Origin of the sequence: Methanospirillum hungatei (assembly GCF_020216685.1) — an archaeon.
Taxonomy (GTDB): domain Archaea; phylum Halobacteriota; class Methanomicrobia; order Methanomicrobiales; family Methanospirillaceae; genus Methanospirillum; species Methanospirillum hungatei_B.
Genome location: NZ_JAIWNS010000296.1, coordinates 1 through 2,836, shown reverse-complemented (window position 1 = coordinate 2,836; position 2,836 = coordinate 1). Strand labels below are relative to the sequence as shown.

The window sequence follows — 2,836 nt, the reverse complement described above, 5'->3', positions numbered from 1 at the left end:
CGGTGAGGCGGCATGGAGGGAGTTCCGCGGGCAGCTATCATTGCCGAAGTTAGCAGGAAGATGACGGAGTTCACGGCAGCCCTGCAGGAGCGGGCAAAAACCCATATCAAAGATCATCTGGTCATGGTAAAGGAACAATCTCTTGTGAATGAGATGGTTTCTAAAGGGGTTGTCGCTGTTCATTGGTGTGGGAACCGTGAATGTGCCGACCGGCTTGAAGAGATCGCTGATGCAAGTGTTCTGGGAACTGAAGTCAGGACCGATCTTATCGATCAGTCTCAAGGAAACTGTATCATCTGCGGGAAACCGGGATCCGTGGTCACTCTCATCGGCAGATCCTACTAATCTTTTTTCGATACCCGTATAGACTCATAATACCTACTTCCAGTACTATGACATTTCAATTCCCTGCTGCACTTACCATTGCCGGATCTGACCCTTCTGGGGGTGCAGGCATTCAGATGGATCTGAAGACCTTTGCAAAGACGGGAGTATGGGGGATGGCAGTCATCACCGCACTCACCGCACAGAATGCAGCACGGGTGACCGGCTCATGGCCGATGGACCCGGATATTGTCAGGGAGCAGATAATTACCGTTCTTGAGGACCTGACACCGGGAGCGATAAAAACCGGGATGCTTGCAAATACAGGAATTATCAAGGCAGTGGAAGATACGGTACCCAAAGATGTTCCCCTGGTCATTGATCCGGTGATGATCTCAACCTCAGGATACCGGCTTTTGCATGATGATGCTATCTGTGATATCTGTGAGCGTCTGATACCACTGGCGCATCTCATAACCCCAAATATTCCTGAGGCAGAAGTCATCTCCCAAATGAAGATCGCGTCTATGGAAGATGTGATTCTTGCGGGAAGTAAAATTATGGATCTTGGAGCAAATCAGGTTTTGATAAAAGGAGGGCATGGAACGGGAGATGAATCGATTGACTGCCTTATCATGAAAGAGGGAAACATATCCTTTCGTCATACCAGATTACCATATGATGTTCATGGATCCGGGTGTTGTCTTTCAGCTGCGATAACCGGATATATTGCACAAGGGTTTGATGATATATCCTCCTGTAAAAAAGCAAAGGACCTGGTTACTTTTGGAATCCTGCATGCATATGAGGGAAAAAGTAAACATAAAATGATTAATCCCTAGCATATCTAAAAACCGGAATAATGATCATCGATGTACATAGATAAGCCGGCAACGAACTATATATCGAGGAACTGACGCTCATGACTATAATAATTGAATAATCATACTCAGAATTACACCATACCCAATCTATTTATAACGCGTCTCCACCTCGGATGAGACTATTTATAGCTGTTTCACATATAGACGACATACTGGTTCAGGAACCTGATCAGATCCACTCATATGAATGTATGATTTATACAGCCAGGGGTTATCATGGAAAAAAAATGGGTATACTCATTTGCAGAAGGGGATGGAAAAAATAAACAATTACTCGGTGGAAAAGGGGCAAATCTGTGTGAACTAACACAGTCAGGGATCAGAGTACCTCCCGGCTTTGTTATTACTACAAAAGCCTGTCTGTCATATCTGAATGACCCTGATCGCACACTACCCCATGATCTGATGGAACAGGTCAAAACCCATCTTCGTTCTGTTGAAGAGGCGATGCACCGCAGATTCGGAGATAAGAAAAAACCTCTTTTGGTATCTGTCCGTTCTGGCTCAGCCATGTCCATGCCAGGAATGATGGATACCATTTTAAATCTCGGGTTAAATCAGGATACTTTGGAGGGGCTTATTCATGATACCGGGAATGAACGATTTTGTTACGATGCATACCGACGGTTTATCCAGTTATTTGGGAAAGTTGCCCTTGGAGTTCCTGATGAATTATTTGACGAAGCATTTGAACAGATAAAAAAACAGGCACAAGCCTCCCAGGATATTGATCTGTCTGCCCGTGATCTTAAGGATATCTGTCAGAAATTTCTGCAGGTTGTCGAGCGTTACACCGGAAAACCTTTTCCCCATGATCCCAATGAACAACTCGAGATCGCAATAAAAGCAGTATTTAATTCCTGGATGGGGAAACGGGCGGTTGACTACCGCAGGGAATTTAAGATTACTCCGGAGATGGCAAACGGGACTGCAGTAAATATCGTCGCCATGGTCTTTGGAAATATGAGCAATAATTCTGCGACCGGGGTCGGGTTTACCCGTGATCCAGGGACCGGAGAGAATGTCATCTTTGGTGAATACCTGGTAAATGCCCAGGGTGAGGATGTTGTCGCAGGAATCAGGACACCAAAACCCCTTGCTGCAATGGCAGATGAGATGCCAGGGCTTTTCAGGGAGTTAATGGAACTCCGTAATTCGCTGGAATCACATTTCAAGGAGGTCCAGGACTTTGAATTTACTATTGAGGAAGGAGTACTCTATTGTCTTCAGACAAGAAACGGGAAGATGAATGCAACCGCCATGGTCAGAACATCGGTTGAGATGGTGCATGAGGGACTAATAGATAAAAATCAGGCACTCCTTCGGATAAAACCGGATATGCTTGAACAATTGCTCTTCCCAAGACTGGATCCTCATACTGATATGCAGCCGGTTGCAAAAGGACTTGCAGCCTCTCCCGGTGGTGCATCAGGGATTGCAATTTTTGATGCAGACCGGGCGGAGAAGATGGGACATAATGGCCATAAAGTCATATTGGTCAGAGAAGAGACAAAACCAGAGGACATTCACGGATTTTTCGCATCCCAGGGAATACTCACAAGCAGGGGAGGGAAAACATCCCATGCAGCAGTCGTTGCAAGAGGTATGGGAAAGCCCTGTGTTGCAGG

3 protein-coding genes are annotated in these 2,836 nt (G+C 45.8%); all 3 read left to right on the top strand.

Annotated elements, in window-relative coordinates:
* Positions 1-12: 12 nt before the first annotated feature.
* Positions 13-345, top strand: coding sequence for a hypothetical protein (locus LDL35_RS15200; RefSeq protein WP_304024090.1), 333 nt, complete (start codon positions 13-15; stop codon positions 343-345).
* A gap of 47 nt (positions 346-392) precedes the next feature.
* Complete coding sequence (thiD, locus tag LDL35_RS15195; RefSeq protein WP_304024087.1) at positions 393-1,166, top strand: bifunctional hydroxymethylpyrimidine kinase/phosphomethylpyrimidine kinase; 774 nt, start codon at positions 393-395, stop codon at positions 1,164-1,166.
* 258 nt (positions 1,167-1,424) lie between these two features.
* Positions 1,425-2,836 (top strand): pyruvate, phosphate dikinase (locus tag LDL35_RS15190; RefSeq protein ID WP_304024085.1); only part of this gene is annotated, 1,412 nt, incomplete at its 3' end.

Excerpts from the sequence above, each read along its gene's own strand:
- LDL35_RS15200 (WP_304024090.1), top strand. The coding sequence starts at position 13 with ATGGAGGGAGTTCCGCGGGCAGCTATCATTGCCGAAGTTAGCAGGAAG.
- thiD (WP_304024087.1), top strand. The coding sequence starts at position 393 with ATGACATTTCAATTCCCTGCTGCACTTACCATTGCCGGATCTGACCCT.